Genomic DNA, 14,667 nt, shown 5'->3' with positions numbered 1-14,667 from the left:
CGTTACGCCTGTTGCGGCTCGGCCGCGCACGCGGCGTCGAACGCGCGTTGCAGCGCGGCCGCGTCGAGATCCTCGCCGATCAGCACGAAGCGGCTCGCGCGGGTTTCGCCGTCCTGCCAGCGGCGGTCGAAATAGCTGTCGAAGCGGCGGCCGACGCCCTGGATCACGAGCCGCATCGGCGCGCCGGGCAGCGCGGCGAAGCCCTTCGCGCGGTAAATCGTGTGCGCTTCGACGACACGTTGCAGCGCGGCGATGGTCGCTTCGCGCGTGCCGGCGTCGCCCGATACCACCACCGAATCGAAATCGTCGTGATGGTGATCGTGATCGCCGTCGTCGGCCGAGCCGTGATGGTCGTGACGCAGGTGGATCGTTTCCTCCGACGCCGATTCGAGGCCGAGCAGCAGCGCGAGGTCGAGCTCGCCGCGCGTCGCGCGCACGATCTTGACCTGCGGCGGGATTTCGTCGCGGATCGCGGCTTCGATCTGCGCGAACTCGCCGTCGCCGACGAGGTCGGCCTTGTTCACGATCACGAGATCGGCGGACGACAGTTGATCGGCGAACAGTTCGTGCAGCGGCGATTCGTGGTCGAGGTTCGGATCGGCGCGGCGCTGTGCGTCGACGGCCTGCGGGTTTTCCGCGAACTGGCCGCTCGCGGCGGCCGGCCCGTCGACGACGGTCACGACCGCGTCGACCGTGAAGCTGTTGCGGATCGTCGGCCAGTTGAACGCCTGCACGAGCGGCTTCGGCAGCGCGAGGCCCGACGTCTCGATCAGCACGTGATCGATGTCCGCGCGGCGCTCGACGAGCGCTTCCATCACCGGATAGAACTCTTCCTGCACGGTGCAGCACAGGCAGCCGTTCGCGAGTTCGTACAGCTGGCCCGTTGCCTCGCCCTGCGCGCCGTCGGCATCGTCGCAGCCGATCCCGCAGCCCTTGAGGATTTCGCCGTCGATGCCGAGCTCGCCGAATTCGTTGACGATCACCGCGATGCGGCGGCCTTCGGCGTGCTGCAGGATGTGGCGCATCAGCGTCGTCTTGCCGCTGCCGAGAAAGCCCGTGACGATCGTGACGGGCAGCTTGCGTAGGGTCATGGTAGGTCCGGTGTCGAAGAGGGAATCAGGACGGGATCGTCGCGTCGGCGGCGACGCGGCAATTCAGCGGGCGGTGCGCGGGAAGCTCGCCGCGTGATCCGCGCGGACAGCCGCGCGGCGGGCGGGACAACGAATCGGACATGGTGCTTCCTTGCGAACGGTCGACATCGTGAATGCCAACACGGCTGCCGCGTGCGTAGCCCGTGTCGCCTGCCGTTCGCCGTGCCGGCCCGGGCGCGTTCGCGCGGCGGGCGGATCGGGGCAAACAGCGGGAAACACCGGGCGTCGGGCCTGCGGCGGCCGTGGACGATGCGCCGCCTCCCCGCGGCGCTGAACCCCAACGTTTAGGCCGGTATCCGGGCTGACGAACACGCCGCTTCGCCTTCCCGGATACGCGCGGCATCCAGTGGCGGTCGTCCGCATGCGCGCGGCATGCGGCGAAGCGGCGCTGCGTGGCGCTTGCGCGCGACGCGTTCGCTTACCGTTGCGGGGGCAGCACAGGTTGGCTCGACTGCGGCGCAGGCAGGCTCCCTGTTTCCCGTTTAACTGCGCACGCCGGAGCGGCGCGCGCGAGCACCAAAACGCGTGCGAGTGTAGGCGGCGGTGCGGGGAGCGTCAAGGCGAGCGACCGGCGACGAACGCGAATGATTGTCGTTTTCAACTACACGAGATAGACTTCACCCGAGAACAACACGAACCACCGCGCAACGGCCATGTGAGGCAATCACTCAGTCATCCTCAAATTTCCATGTCGAAACGACAGATATCCGGGCGGCGTTTTCCTGTGCTGGCCCTGTCGCTGTGCTCGATTGCCGGCGTTGCTTCCTGCCCTGCCGCGGCGGCCGAGTTCGACGACGAACTGCCCGCGGTCGAGGTGCGCAGCCGCCGTCATCCGAATGATCCGCGTGCGGAAAGCGTGAGCACGGCGACCCGCACCGCGAGCGATCCGCGCGACGTACCGCAAACCATCGACAGCGTCTCGGTCGAGGAAACGCTGTCCTATGGCGGCCGCACGCTTGCCGACGCACTGGCCGGCGTGCCCGGTGTGTCGAATACGTCGGACACGCGCTTCGATTCGTTCCGCATTCGCGGCTTTTCCAGCGCGGGCGACTTGCTGCTCGACGGCATGCGCGACGATGCGCAATACGTACGCAGCCTCGGCAACATCGAACGCGTCGAGGTGCTGAAGGGGCCGGCTGCCGCGCTGTACGGGCGCGGCAGCGGCGGCGGCGTCATCAACCGGATCACCAAGCAGCCGTTGCCGGAAAACTTCGGACATGTGTCGGCGACGACCGGCAGCTACGGACGGCTCGGCGCGTCGGTCGATCTCAACCGGATGCTGTCCAGCGCGTGGAGCATGCGGCTCAATGCGGGACGCGAACACGCCGGCAGCTTCCGCGACCACGTCGACGGTACGCGTCAGTTCGTCGCGCCGTCGATCAAGTGGCACGACGCGCGGCGAAGCTGGCTGCTGCAGTTCGAATACGACACGTACCGACGCGTGCCCGATCGCGGCATGCCGGCGCCGGTCGCCGCAGTCGATGCGGCCGGCAAGCCGTTCGCGTTCTCGCTGCCGTCCGCGCCACGCGCAACCTTCTTCGGCGCGGCGGGCCGCGACACGATCCGCGACGAGACCATGAACTGGCGCTCGGTCTTCACGCATGCGCTCGACGGCGACTGGGAATTGCGCCATACGCTCGGCGTGCTGGATTTGCGCAGCACCTTCGACAATACCTACGTCACGCAAAGCTACGTCGCGAAGCCGCGCGACTACCGGCACGTGCAACGCGCACGCTACCTGCAGGACATGACGCAGCTCAACGTGCAGACCGGCGTCGAACTGGGCGGCAAGGTCGCGACCGGTCCGGCGCTGCATCACCTGCTGTTCGGCATCGAATACGGCTGGCAGAAGCGCACGCCGGCGCTCTGGCAGGCCGACGCGGCGCCGGTTCCGGTGACCGGACCGGATCGCTTCGCCCTCGTCGGCTCGACGCCGCGCCCGTACGCGATGAACCGTCACCGTGTCAGCGACTACGCGTTGTTCGCGCAGGATCGCGTCGACCTCGGGCGAGCGTGGAAGCTGCTCGGCGGCCTGCGCGCGGAACGTTTCGACGTCGATTCGACCAACGCGCTGAACGGTCTGCATGCGCGGCGCACGACGACGGCATGGAGCCCGCGGCTCGGCGTCGTATGGTCGCCGGTCGGCGCGCACAGCCTGTATGCGTCGTACAGCAAGAACTTCGCGCCGGTCGGCGGCGACCTGATCGGCATCACGCCCGACGCGCGCGGCAACGCCAACGATCTCGGCCCGCAATACACGCGCCAATACGAGATCGGCGTGAAAAGCGACTGGCGCGATGGCGCGCTGAGCACGACGCTCGCGCTGTTTCAGCTCGACCTGTACAACCGCCGCATCGCCGACCCGGTTCGCCCGGGCTTTTTCGACCTCACCGGCCTCGAACGCAATCGTGGCCTGGAACTGGGCGTCGCCGGCCGGCTCACGGGCGACTGGTTCGTCCGCGGCGGCATCGGCTGGCAACACGCGCGGGTGGTCGACGCCGAGCCGAAGTATGCGGGCAAGCGCTCGGCGGGCGTGTCGGCGTCGAACGGCAGCCTGTTCGTCAGCCATGCGCCGCTGCGCGGGTTTTTCGCCGAACTCGGGGTCGTGTACGAGGGCGCGCGTTACGCCGATCGCGACAACCTGCTCGAACTGCCCGCGTACCTTCGCTGGGACGGCAAGGCCGGCTATCGCACGCGCGACCTCGAGGTGACGCTGGCGGCCGTCAACCTGGCCGATCGCGACTACTACGCGAATGCGACGGGCCTCGCGCAGATCGTGCCCGGCGCGCCACGCACGTTCACGCTGACGGCGGCATACAAGTTCTGATCTCGCGGGCGGCGCCGGCGCCCCGCGCAGCCGCTCCGCCGGGCGGCTTGCGCGTTGCAGGCCTGTGCTATCGTATGCGCCGCGTTCGGTGCTCGCATGCGCATTCGGTGCATGCAGTTAAACGGGAAACAGGAGGCGGACATCCGCCCGGCCTGTGCTGTCCCCGCAACGGTACGCCGCCCGCGCCGCGCGCTTCCTCGCGCGTGCGCCCAGGCCGCCCGCGATGCCACTGCCCTTCGACCGGGCGGGAAGGCTGCGGTCTGGCAAGCGGCCAGCCCGGATACCGGCCGACGCAAGGGGCGAGCGCGCTGCTCGCCGAACGCCCGATCCGCGGGGGACGGACCGGGTGCGCATTCCCCCGCGTTCGCGCGGGTTTCGCCCGATCCGCCATGCACTGCCTGTCCGCCGGCCGCCGATGCGCCGCCCGCCTTTCCTGTTCCACTGTTTCGACACGGTGCGCGCCGTGCCGCGCGCGATGAGCCGCGCCTGGCTCGTCGGCGCCGGCCCCGGCGACGCCGATCTGCTGACGCTCAGGGCCGTGCGCGCGATCGGCGCGGCCGACGTGCTGCTCGTCGACGATCTCGTGAACCCCGACGTGCTGCGCCATGCGCGCGCCGATGCGCTGATCGAGCACGTCGGCAAGCGTGGCGGCCATGCGTCGACGCTGCAGGAAGCGATCGTCGCCGCGATGCTCGCGCACCTGCGCGCGGGCCGCAGCGTCGCGCGGCTCAAGGGCGGCGATCCGTTCGTGTTCGGCCGCGGCGGCGAGGAGCTGATCGCGCTCGGCGCGGCGGGCTTTCCGGTGGAAGTCGTCAGCGGCATCACCGCGGGCATCGCCGCGCCGGCCGCGCTCGGCATCCCGGTCACGCACCGCGGCGACGCGCAGGGCGTGATCTTCGTCACGGGCCACGGCGCGGGGGCCGACGAGCCCGACTGGCGCGCGCTCGCGGCCACACGCATGACGATCGTGGTCTACATGGGCATCCGCCGGCTCGACGCGATTGCCGCGGCGTTGCGCGACGGCGGCCTGCCCGGCGACACGCCGTGCGCGGCGATCGAGAACGCCACGCGGCCCGAACAGCGCCACGTCCACGCGACGCTCGATACGCTCGTCGCGCGCGTCGGCGAAACCGGCATCGGATCGCCGGCGATCGTCGTGATCGGCCGCGTCGCGGCGCTCGCCGACGATCCGGCGGTGCGTGCGGCGCTCGGCGGCCACGCATGATGCGCGTCGCGCTCGGTGTCGGTTTTCGCGCCGGCGTCACGGCCGCGCAACTCGATGCCGCGATCCGCGCCGCGCTCGCGCGCTATCCGGCCGCCGAACCGGCGCTCGTCGCGACGCTCGTCGACAAGGCTCGCGCCCGTGCGCTCCGCACGCTGTGCGCGCGCCGCGGCTGGCCGCTCGTCGCGTTCGACGCGGCGCAACTCGCGAGTCGTCCGGAACTGGCCGCGAGCGGCCCGTCGGACGCCGCGCTGGCCCGCTTCGGCATCGCGGGCGTGGCCGAGCCGTGCGCGCAGCTCGCCGCGCCGCATGGCCGGCTGCTCGGCCCCAAATCCATCCGGGACGGCGTGACGGTCGCGCTCGCCGGCCCGCTCTGAAAACCCTTGTTTCGCTTTCGACAGGACGATTCCCGATGAAGACCGATTCCGAATCCCATCAGCGGATGGCCGAACGCCGCCGCGCCGGCCACGAGAAAAAGCAGGCCGCCGCCACCCAGGAGAAAGGCCTGCTGATCGTCCACACCGGCAACGGCAAGGGCAAGAGCACGGCCGCGTTCGGGATGGCCGTGCGCGTGCTGGGCCACGGCATGCGGCTCGGTGTCGTGCAGTTCATCAAGGGGGCGCTGCATACGTCCGAGCGCGACTTCCTCGGCGCGGTCGCGGAATGCGATTTCGTGACGATGGGCGACGGCTATACGTGGAACACGCAGAACCGCGACGCCGACATCGCGACCGCGCGCAAGGGCTGGGACGAGGCGCGCCGGATGATCGAAAGCGGCGACTACCGGATGGTGATCCTCGACGAGTTGAACACCGTGCTCAAGTACGAATACCTGCCGCTCGACGAAGTGCTCGCCACGCTCGTCGCGCGTCCGGAGTCGGTGCACGTCGTCGTCACCGGGCGGCATGCGCCCGATGCGCTGATCGATGCGGCCGACCTCGTCACCGAAATGCGGCTCGTCAAGCATCCGTACAAGGAGCAAGGCGTGAAGGCGCAGCGCGGCGTGGAGTTCTGAGCATGCCGGCCTGCCCCGCGCTGTTCGTCAGCGCGCCCGCGTCCGGCCAGGGCAAGACGTCGGTGACGGCCGGCCTCGCGCGGCTGCACCGCCGGCTCGGCCGTCGCGTACGCGTGTTCAAGACCGGGCCCGATTTCCTCGATCCGATGCTGCTCGAACGGGCAAGCGGCGCGCCGGTGCATGCGCTCGACCTCGGGATGGTCGGCGAGGCCGGTTGCCGGGCGCTGCTTGCCGACGCCGCGCGCGACGCGGACCTGATCCTGATCGAAGGCGTGATGGGCTTGTTCGACGGCACGCCGAGCAGCGCCGATCTCGCGGCCGCGTTCGGCGTGCCGGTCGTCGCGGTGATTTCGGCGAAGGCGATGGCGCAGACGTTCGCGGCAATCGCGTTCGGGCTCGCACGGTTCCGGCCGGAGCTGCCGTTTCACGGCGTGCTGGCCAACCGCGTCGGCTCGGCGCGGCACGCTGAGCTGCTGCAACAGGCGCTGCCCGCGGATCTGCGCTGGCTCGGCCACGTGCCGGCCGATGCGGGCATCGCGCTGCCGGAGCGCCATCTCGGCCTGCATCAGCCGGCCGACATCGACGATCTCGACGCGCGGCTCGAGCGCGCGGCCGATGTGCTCGCGCAGACGGCGCTGGCCGAGTTACCGCCGGCCGTCGCGTTCGCGGAGCCGGACGTGGCCGCGCCGCTGCCGCGTGCGCTGGCCGGCAAGCGGATCGCGGTGGCGCGCGATGCGGCGTTTTCGTTCATCTATCCGGCGAATCTCGCATTGCTGGGTGCGCTCGGTGCGCAGTTGCGGTGCTTTTCGCCGCTTGCCGACGAACCCGTGCCCGACGAGTGCGACGCGCTGTTCCTGCCGGGCGGCTATCCGGAACTGCATGCGGCGACGCTGGCGGCGAATGCCGCGGCCGCACGGACGATTCGCGCGCATGCGGCCGCTGGCCGCCCGATCGTCGCGGAATGCGGGGGGATGGTGTATCTGTGCGAATCGCTGACCGACGTGGACGGCTTGACGACGCCGATGCTCGGCGTGCTTCGGGGCCATGCGACGATGCAGCGCCGGTTCGTGGCGCTCGGCATGCAGCAACTCGATACGCGCACCGGACCGATGCGCGGACATACGTTTCACTATTCGCGGCTGGAAACGCCGCTTGTGCCGGTCGCGACCGCCGCCCGCCCCGACGGCGAGGCCGGCAGCGGCGAAGCCGTCTATCGCAGCGGCGCGATCGTCGCGACGTACATGCACATGTACTGGCCGTCGAATCCGGCTGCGGTCGTGGCGTTGTTCAGCGGGGAAGCGTTCTAGACCGATCGGTGCCGTGTCCGCGTCGACGTGGCGCAATGCTGTCGGTATCGAGCAGCGCTTTGCAGCGATTACGGCATCCGACGTGCGCGGCTACAGATGTCGTTCGATGTCCATCGGTTGATGCGGGACACGGGTGACGTCGAGGGTTTCATCCGTTTCGCGACTCCAAAGCGGGGCCGATAGTCGGCCCGATGCCGCATGTCTCGCATCCCCAGTCACACCAGAAACGCCTCGGCCAACTTCACCCAGTACGACGCGCCGCTCGGCAGCGCCGCATCGTTGAAGTCGTAGCCGGGGTTGTGCACCATGCAGCCGCCCTCCCCGTCGCCGTTGCCGATGATCAGGTAGCAGCCCGGCCGCTTCTCGAGCAGGAACGCGAAATCCTCGCTGCCGGTGAGCGGCACCATGCCGTCGATCAGGTTGGCTTCGCCGACCCATTCACGGGCAACGCCGCGCGCGAACGCCGTCATCTCCGCATCGTTCACGAGCACCGGATAGCGGCGCTGGTAGTCGATCGTCGCGCTCGCGCCGAACACGGCCGCCTGCGCATGCACGACCTCCTTGATGCGCGTTTCGAGCAGGTCGCGCACGTCGGGCTTCAGCGCGCGCACCGACAGGCGCATCTGCGCGCGATCGGGGATCACGTTCGGCGCTTCGCCCGCGTGGATCGCGCCGACCGTGATGATCGCCATGTCGAGCGGCGACACGTTGCGCGACACGATCGTCTGCAGCGCCAGCACGATCTGCGCGCACACGACGACCGGATCGATCGCCCGATGCGGCACCGCGCCGTGGCCGCCGCGGCCCTGCACGTCGATGACGACGGTATCCGACGACGCCATGAACGAGCCCGGCAGAAAGCCGAATTTGCCGGTCGGGAAGCCCGGCATGTTGTGCATCGCGAAGATCGCGTCACACGGGAATTGCTCGAACAGCCCTTCGTCGAGCATCTTCTTGGCGCCGCCGAGCCCTTCCTCGGCCGGCTGGAAAATCAGGTTCAGCGTGCCCGAGAAGCGGCGTTCGCGCGCGAGGTGCTTCGCGGCCGCGAGCAGCATCGCCGTATGGCCGTCGTGGCCGCATGCGTGCATCTTGCCCGCGATCGTGCTCTGGTACGGCAGGCCCGTCGTCTCGTGGATCGGCAGCGCGTCCATGTCGGCGCGCAGGCCGAGGCGCCGCTTGCCGTCACCGACTTTCAACTGGGCGACGACGCCGGTGCCGCCGAGCCCGCGATGCACGGTGTAGCCCCACGACTGCAACTGCTCCGCGACGAGATCGCCCGTCGCGAATTCCTCGAAACCCAGCTCGGGATGGGCGTGGATGCGGTGCCGGATCTCGATCATTTCGTCGGCGAGGCCTGCGGGGATCACGCTGTGCGTCACGGTGTCGTCTCCTGATGTGCGATGGGGAACATGCAGGCAACGATAGTCGATTCGACGGCAACCGGGCAGACGGAAAGTCGTCGTGGTGGCAACTCATGGTTGCTACCTGTTGCAAGGCCGCGCACGCCGTCGCATCGACGCCGCGCGCCCCGCCCCGTCACGGCAACCGGAAGGTGTCGAAGAACGTATCGCGCTCGATCACCGTGAGCGCCGCGCGCTTGTGCGGGAAATCGAATTCCTTCAGCGTGTAGAACCCGAGCCGGTGCATGTACGCGATATGCCGCACGTGATCGACGCGCGGCTCGCCGACGAGCCGCTGCGTACGCGGTTCGTCGACGAACATGTAGTGCAACACCCCGCTCCACCATGCGTGCAGCTTGCCGGCGCTCTGGAAACGCGAATCGCCGATCAGCAGGTGCAGCCCGCGATCGTAGTCGTGCGCGTCGTAGAACGGCGCGAGGCGGTCCTCCTTCGCCCAGTAGAACTCGAAATAGCCGAACGGCGTGTCGTCGAAATAGCCGATCATCGGGTGCATGTGCGGATCGGCCAGCCGTTCGGCCAGATACGCCGCGTGCTCGTCGCGCGTGCCGCGCTGGTCCCAGAAATGCGCGACGCGGTCGAGGTTCATCCAGCCGCTGAACAGGTCCGCGTGGGCGTCGATGTCGACGGTGCGCAGGCTGAACGTCATCCCGACCTGCGGCATGCTGCGCGCATAGATCTCGCCGGCCGGCGACGGCGGCCGCACCGGATGCCGATGGCCGTTCGTGATCGCGTAGCGCAGCGGCATTCCGCCCGACGCGGGCGCCTTCAGCCACGGCCGCGGGTTCTGCCAGAACGTCGTGCGCGACACGGTGAGCCGCAGCGTGTCGCCCGCGACCTGCGCGCCGTCGATCACGCCTTCGCGCACCGCCCGCGCGACGTACGATGCGACGGCCGTCGCATCGGCGCCGCCGAGCGGCACCGAGATCGTCGCCGCGTCGTGCCGCGTGTCGGTGTTGAACAGCGCGACGAACGTCGCGAGCAGCGCGTCCGGCGCGTCGTCGGGCCGCCACGCGTCGAGCGCATGCTCGACGACGACCGCCGCCTGCCCGCGCGCGGCGCTGTCGAGCGCCGCGGCCACTTCACCTTCGACGGCGTCGGCTGCGCCGGCCGGTTTCGTCAGCGTGTCTTGCATCAGCATGCTCCCGCGTCATGGCGATCGGCGAGGACGTGCAGCCCGCGCTCGAGCGCCGGAAACAGGCTGCGCTGGAAGTTGTTCCAGCGCAGTTCGAGAATCGTGTCGTCCGGCGCGATCGGCGTGTCGAGCACGTCGCAGATCACCTCGCCGGAATCGATACCGTTGTCGACGTAGTGGAACGACGCACCCGTCATCGTCACGGGTTCGATCGACGACGTCGCGCCGGTGGCCCAGTCGACCCGTTCGCCGCGCGCACCGTGCAGCGCGTCGAGCGTCGCCCATGCGCCGCGCCGCTGGTACGGCGAACCGTCGGCCGTGATGCCCGGGTGGATGTTCGCGATGCGCCGGTGAAAACGCGCGCCCGGCCGCACGAGTTCGTCGAGGATCACGAGCAGCCCGTCGAGCACGACGATGTCGGCGTCGAGTTCGAGCAGGCGCTCGAGCAGGCGGCGCTCGAACGCCTGTTTGCCGGCCACGCGCTCACGTGCGTCGCGCGGCAGCCGCCGGTACGTCGACGGGATCGAACAGAACAGCGTGTCGACCGGCCGGCCCTGCACCGTCAGGCCTTCCGGCAGGATCCACGGGCGGCCCGGCGTGCGTGCGAACCCGTAGTCGGCCACTTTCGCGCGGTCGGCGGGCGAACCTTCGTCGTCGTCGACGATCACGCCCTGGAGCGTGTAGCGTTCGCCGAGCGGCGAATCGTTCAGGCGCTCGACGAGGAATTCGAGCGGCGCCTTCATGTAGCGCGTGCCGCCGCGATAAGCGACCGGCTGGCCGGCGCGATCGGCCGCGCCGTTGCGCAGCGACTGGATGTAGACGAGATTTTTCTTCGGCATGGATGCGTCGTGGAAAAAGCGGACGACGGCGCCGCGGCCCACCTGCACCGGCCGCGAGGCCGGCCGGCGCGCCGCGGCGCGCGACGTCACCAGTTGTATTTCGCGGTCGCGATCACGGTGCGGTCGGTCCCGAAAATGCAGACGTTCATCGACTGGCAACCGCTGATGTAGTGGCGATTGAACAGGTTCGTCCCGTTCACCGCGAAGCGCCAGTTACGCGTGTCGTAATGCACGCCCGCGTCGAACAGCGTGACGCTCGATACCGTCAGCGAGTTGTCGGCCGCACCGGCCGACGCGCTCTGGTAGCGAATGCCGCCGCCGAGGCCGAAGCCGGCGAGCGGCCCCGTGTGCCAGGTCCAGTCGGTCCACAGCGACGCCATCTGGCGCGGCCGCGGAATGTCGACCGGCCAGTTGTTCAGCGAGACGTCGTTGGCCTGGATGACCTTCACGTCCTGGTAGACATAGGACGCGACCACCGACAGGTTCGGCGTGACCTTGCCGGTCGCGCTCAGCTCGATCCCGCGCGAGCGCACCTCGCCCGACTGCACCGACTTCGTGCCGCCCGGATCCTGGCTCGGCAGCGCCGGCGTGATCCCGTTGGTCTGGTTGATCTGGTAGATAGCCGCGTTCAGCATCAGGTTCTTGCCGGGCGGCTGCCAGCGCAGGCCGGCTTCGATCTGCTTGCCGCGCGTCGGTTGCGGCAGCCCGCCGCCGAGCAGGTTCACGCCGATCAGCGGATTGAACGACGTCGCGTAGCTGATGTACGGCGACAGCCCGTAATCGCCCTGGTACGTGAGGCCGACGCGGCCGGTGAACGCCGTGACGTCCGCCTTCGTCGACGTACCCGCCGCGCGGTCGTCCTGCCGCATGTTGACCCAGTCCTCGCGGCCGCCGAGCGTCAGCGTCCAGCGGTTCCACTTGATCTGGTCCTGCGCGTACAGCCCGAACGTGTTCATCGTCGTGTACGTGTTGGTGCGGCTCGTGGCGTCCGGGTCCGAGAACACGCCCATCGTGACGGGCGTATACACCGGGTTGTAGAGGTTCAGCGTCGGCGCGGCGGCGAGCCATTCGCTGTCGGTCGCGGTTTGCCGGTTGTACTGGAAGCCGAGCAGCAGCGTATGCTGCAGCGGGCCCGTCGCGAAGCGGCCCTCGAGGTTGTTGTCGATGTCGAAGCGGCTGTAGTTCATCTGGAACAGGCCGGCCCAGCGCGATACGTCGGTCAGGCTATCGCCGGCGAAGCCGTTGGCGAACACCGACGCATTGTCGAGCGACAGGTGCATCAGGCGCGTGTTCTGACGGAACGTCCAGGCCGGCGTCAGGTTGCGCTCGAACTGGTAACCGATCGACCACTGCTTCTTGCGGTAGTAGTTGAAGTTGCCGTCGCCTTCGTAGATGTCCTTGTTGATCTGGCCGTTCGGGTTCGGCAGCACGGTGCCCTGCGCGGGCAGGAAGTTCGACGAGATGTCGCCCCAGTCCTGCAGGTAGGTCGCGGACAGCGTCAGCGACGTATCGGCGTCCGGGCGCCAGCGGAACGACGGCGCGAGCGCGACGCGCTGGTCGTTGTTCGGACCGGTCATCGCGTTGCCGTCGCGCGCGACGCCGACGAACCGGTACGCATACTTGCCGTCCGGGTCGAGCTTGTCGCCGACGTCGATCATGAACTGCTTGCGCGCGTAGTTGCCGATCTGCACACCCGCTTCGCGCACGCGCTCGCCGTCGGCGAGCTTGGTGTGCACGTCGATGATCGCGCCCGGATCGCCCGCGCCGTACAGCACCGAGGTCGGCCCGCGCAGCACGCTGATGCTGTCGATCATGTACGGATCGACGCGCCAGCTCGCGAGGTTGATCGTGTTCGGCACCTGCAGCCCGTTCACGTAGGCGGTCGGCGTGAAGCCGCGCAGCGCCGCGTACCAGTCGGAGCGGTTGTCCGAACCGTACGACGAGAAGCCCGGCACGTAGCGCAGCGCCGCGTTCACGTCGGTGGCGCCGGTCATCTCGATCTGCTGCGCGGTGACGACGTTGATCGTCTGCGGGATCTCGTTGAGCGGCGTGTCGGTCTTGGTGCCGGTCGTGCTGCGCTTCGCGACGAGCCCGACCGTGCCGTCTCCTGCCGAGGCCGCGTTGACGGTGATCGCCGGCAGCGTGCCGTTTTGCGCGCCGGTCGACGGATTCGTCGTCGCGCCGTTTTGCGCACTGCTGGCCGACGCCGCGGCGCCCGCGTTCACGGCCGGCGCCGTCTGGGCGTATGCGTGCCCTGCCGCCGCCGTACCGAACGCCACGCTTGCCGCGGCTGCGATCGCACGCAAACGCGTGCCTGTTGCCCACTCCATCTTCTTCTGCTCCAGTTTTTTCATGCGGTCTCCGACCGCGCCTTTGTCAAAGAGCGAAAGCCATCCGGCCTGCGCTCACCCCGTTATTCAGTCGTTTTTCGTGCGTGGCCCGGGCCGCACCTTCATCGTGCGCGGGCGCGATCCCGTTTTCGAGCGACGCGCAGATTTCGTCCGCACGGCGCGCCAGGACCGACAGCAGCGTGTCGGACAGGCCGTGGCTGTCTTCGCAGCAGCCTTGCAGGTAGATGCGCGGCGCGAAGTGCTCGGGCGTCGCGAGCAGGTAGTCGCGCGTCACGTCGCCGCGCGTGAGCGCGTCGCCCAGATGCGGCGCGAGCCCTTCGAGCAGCGCCGAATGCGTGTCGCGGCGGTAGCCGGTCGCGAGCACGAGCGCGTCGAAGCGCTCGACGCGCGTGGCGCCGCTCATCCGGTCGCGCAGCGTCAGCTCGATACGGCCGTCGGCGGTGCGCACCGCGGCCTCGATCGCGCTGTTCGCGAGCAGCGCGTGACGCGGCGTGCCGTCGATGCGCTGCAGGTACAGCATTTCGTAGATCTGTTCGATCAGCGGCCGGTCGACCACCGCGTAGTTCGTGTCGCGATAGCGCTCGAGCAACGCGCGACGCGCGTCCTGCGGCTGCGCGTAGACGACGTCGGTGAATTCGGGGCTGAAGATTTCGTTGACGAACGGGCTGTCGTCGGCCGGTTTCAGGGCGCCGGCGCGCATCACGAGGTTCGCGTCGACGTGCGGGAAACGGCGCGCGAGGTCGATGAACACCTCGGCCGCGCTCTGCCCCGCGCCGATCACCGCGACGCGGCGGCGCTCGCCGTCGGGCGACGCGACGAGCCGGTCGATGTCGGTCAGGTACGACGACGAATGGATCACGCGGTCGCGGCCGAGCGCGGCGAACGCATCGGGAATCGCCGGCGTGCCGCCGACGCCGACCGACAGCGCGCGCGTGACGCGCTGGCGCTCGTGGCCGGCCGCGTCGCGCGACAGCACGCGCAGCGCGTCGATCCTCGCGCCGTCGCCGCGCACCGGCTCGATTCCCAGCACCGTCTCGCTATAGTGGACGCGATCGTCGAACGCGTCGGCTACCCAGCTCAGGTAGTCGTGGAATTCGACGCGGGTCGGATAGAAGTTCTTCAGGTTGACGAATTCGTTCAGCCGGCCGCGTTCGAACAGGTAGTTGATGAACGTGTAGCGGCTTTTCGGATCGCGCATCGTGACGAGATCCTTCAGAAACGAGATCTGCATCCGGCAGTCGTCGAGCAGCATCCCGCGATGCCAGCCGAATGCCGGCTGACGCTCGACGAAGCAATGGGCGAGCGTGTGCGCGCCGCCGCGCTCCGCGAGGCGCACGGCCAGCGCCAGATTCGACGGCCCGAAGCCGACGCCGATCAGGTCGAATACGGTTTCTCTCTGCAT

11 protein-coding genes and 2 riboswitches are annotated in these 14,667 nt (G+C 69.1%); of the genes, 5 read left to right on the top strand and 6 right to left on the bottom strand.

Features of this window, described 5'->3' with window-relative positions:
* Positions 1-2: 2 nt before the first annotated feature.
* Positions 3-1,091, bottom strand: coding sequence for a cobalamin biosynthesis protein CobW (cobW, locus tag H0X95_RS26770; RefSeq protein ID WP_006484022.1), 1,089 nt, complete (start codon positions 1,089-1,091; stop codon positions 3-5).
* A 330-nt stretch (positions 1,092-1,421) separates the two neighbouring features.
* A riboswitch (cobalamin riboswitch) is annotated at positions 1,422-1,687 on the bottom strand.
* Between the two features lie 152 nt (positions 1,688-1,839).
* Between cobW and H0X95_RS26765 the strand changes: the two genes are divergently transcribed.
* The 5 genes from H0X95_RS26765 (at position 1,840) to H0X95_RS26745 (ending at position 7,522) form a co-directional block, all read left to right on the top strand.
* Entirely contained in the window at positions 1,840-3,978 is a 2,139-nt protein-coding gene (locus H0X95_RS26765; RefSeq protein WP_059723568.1) for a TonB-dependent receptor, read from the top strand.
* A 68-nt stretch (positions 3,979-4,046) separates the two neighbouring features.
* Positions 4,047-4,284: riboswitch (cobalamin riboswitch) on the top strand.
* Positions 4,285-4,393: 109 nt separating this feature from the next.
* On the top strand, positions 4,394-5,203 hold the full coding sequence (gene cobA / locus H0X95_RS26760) for a uroporphyrinogen-III C-methyltransferase (RefSeq protein ID WP_230878297.1): 810 nt from the start codon (positions 4,394-4,396) through the stop codon (positions 5,201-5,203).
* Positions 5,200-5,577 (top strand): cobalamin biosynthesis protein, encoded by a 378-nt coding sequence (locus H0X95_RS26755; protein ID WP_006496449.1) that lies wholly within the window; start codon positions 5,200-5,202, stop codon positions 5,575-5,577. Before cobA ends, H0X95_RS26755 begins: the two co-directional genes overlap by 4 nt.
* Positions 5,578-5,612: 35 nt before the next feature.
* Entirely contained in the window at positions 5,613-6,215 is a 603-nt protein-coding gene (cobO, locus tag H0X95_RS26750; RefSeq protein WP_006476035.1) for a cob(I)yrinic acid a,c-diamide adenosyltransferase, read from the top strand.
* A gap of 2 nt (positions 6,216-6,217) precedes the next feature.
* Entirely contained in the window at positions 6,218-7,522 is a 1,305-nt protein-coding gene (locus H0X95_RS26745) for a cobyrinate a,c-diamide synthase (protein ID WP_059723572.1), read from the top strand.
* Positions 7,523-7,737: 215 nt separating this feature from the next.
* Here H0X95_RS26745 and H0X95_RS26740 read toward each other — a convergent pair whose 3' ends face one another.
* From H0X95_RS26740 to H0X95_RS26720, 5 genes are all read right to left on the bottom strand, one after another.
* The gene (locus H0X95_RS26740) at positions 7,738-8,901 is read right to left on the bottom strand and encodes a M20 aminoacylase family protein (RefSeq protein WP_125333103.1); all 1,164 of its coding nucleotides are present in this window, start codon (positions 8,899-8,901) and stop codon (positions 7,738-7,740) included.
* A 157-nt stretch (positions 8,902-9,058) separates the two neighbouring features.
* Positions 9,059-10,075 (bottom strand): GNAT family N-acetyltransferase, encoded by a 1,017-nt coding sequence (locus H0X95_RS26735; protein ID WP_006496452.1) that lies wholly within the window; start codon positions 10,073-10,075, stop codon positions 9,059-9,061.
* Entirely contained in the window at positions 10,075-10,914 is an 840-nt protein-coding gene (locus tag H0X95_RS26730; RefSeq protein WP_059723764.1) for a N(5)-hydroxyornithine transformylase PvdF, read from the bottom strand. Before H0X95_RS26730 ends, H0X95_RS26735 begins: the two co-directional genes overlap by 1 nt.
* Before the next feature lie 86 nt (positions 10,915-11,000).
* Positions 11,001-13,268, bottom strand: coding sequence for a TonB-dependent siderophore receptor (locus H0X95_RS26725; protein ID WP_163123639.1), 2,268 nt, complete (start codon positions 13,266-13,268; stop codon positions 11,001-11,003).
* A gap of 22 nt (positions 13,269-13,290) precedes the next feature.
* On the bottom strand, positions 13,291-14,667 hold the full coding sequence (locus H0X95_RS26720; RefSeq protein ID WP_048986556.1) for a lysine N(6)-hydroxylase/L-ornithine N(5)-oxygenase family protein: 1,377 nt from the start codon (positions 14,665-14,667) through the stop codon (positions 13,291-13,293).

Origin of the sequence: Burkholderia sp. 9779_493, assembly GCF_015712215.1 — a bacterium.
Taxonomy (GTDB): Bacteria; Pseudomonadota; Gammaproteobacteria; order Burkholderiales; family Burkholderiaceae; genus Burkholderia; species Burkholderia cenocepacia.
The sequence above is the reverse complement of the archived record's forward strand: the minus strand, read 5'-3'. Positions and strand labels throughout refer to the sequence as shown.

Excerpts from the sequence above, each read along its gene's own strand:
- H0X95_RS26735 (WP_006496452.1), bottom strand. The coding sequence starts at position 10,075 with ATGCAAGACACGCTGACGAAACCGGCCGGCGCAGCCGACGCCGTCGAA.
- H0X95_RS26725 (WP_163123639.1), bottom strand. The coding sequence starts at position 13,268 with ATGAAAAAACTGGAGCAGAAGAAGATGGAGTGGGCAACAGGCACGCGT.
- H0X95_RS26745 (WP_059723572.1), top strand. The coding sequence starts at position 6,218 with ATGCCGGCCTGCCCCGCGCTGTTCGTCAGCGCGCCCGCGTCCGGCCAG.
- H0X95_RS26755 (WP_006496449.1), top strand. The coding sequence starts at position 5,200 with ATGATGCGCGTCGCGCTCGGTGTCGGTTTTCGCGCCGGCGTCACGGCC.
- cobW (WP_006484022.1), bottom strand. The coding sequence starts at position 1,091 with ATGACCCTACGCAAGCTGCCCGTCACGATCGTCACGGGCTTTCTCGGC.
- H0X95_RS26720 (WP_048986556.1), bottom strand. The coding sequence starts at position 14,667 with ATGCAGAGAGAAACCGTATTCGACCTGATCGGCGTCGGCTTCGGGCCG.
- H0X95_RS26730 (WP_059723764.1), bottom strand. The coding sequence starts at position 10,914 with ATGCCGAAGAAAAATCTCGTCTACATCCAGTCGCTGCGCAACGGCGCG.
- H0X95_RS26765 (WP_059723568.1), top strand. The coding sequence starts at position 1,840 with ATGTCGAAACGACAGATATCCGGGCGGCGTTTTCCTGTGCTGGCCCTG.
- cobA (WP_230878297.1), top strand. The coding sequence starts at position 4,394 with ATGCGCCGCCCGCCTTTCCTGTTCCACTGTTTCGACACGGTGCGCGCC.
- cobO (WP_006476035.1), top strand. The coding sequence starts at position 5,613 with ATGAAGACCGATTCCGAATCCCATCAGCGGATGGCCGAACGCCGCCGC.